This is a genomic window from Sulfitobacter sp. CW3, from assembly GCF_019392245.1.
In the GTDB taxonomy this organism is placed as follows: domain Bacteria; phylum Pseudomonadota; class Alphaproteobacteria; order Rhodobacterales; family Rhodobacteraceae; genus Sulfitobacter.
On sequence record NZ_JAHXRL010000468.1, the window covers coordinates 1 to 247 of the forward strand.

The window sequence follows — 247 nt, forward strand, 5'->3', positions numbered from 1 at the left end:
GATCCTTCATCCGACGGGCTTGGTCGATCTGCAGGCCGCCGTACTCCTTGCGCCAGCGATAATAACTCTGCTCGGAGATCTCCGCCTCCCGGCACGCTATCGCCAAACTCTTACCCTGAGCCGTCTGCACCTCAATCTGGCGCAGCTTCAGCACCACCTGCTCAGCACCCGCCTTCTGACCTCGCTTCATGTCCAGCTCCTTCAGTCCTGGCTGATCCTCTCAATCAGCCCGGTCCAAAGCCAGCCG

At 60.7% G+C, this 247-nt stretch carries 1 protein-coding gene; it reads right to left on the reverse strand.

Features of this window, described 5'->3' with window-relative positions:
• Positions 1-190 (reverse strand): transposase (locus KZZ06_RS21845; protein ID WP_219582008.1); only part of this gene is annotated, 190 nt, incomplete at its 3' end.
• Between the last annotated feature and the right edge of the window lie 57 nt (positions 191-247).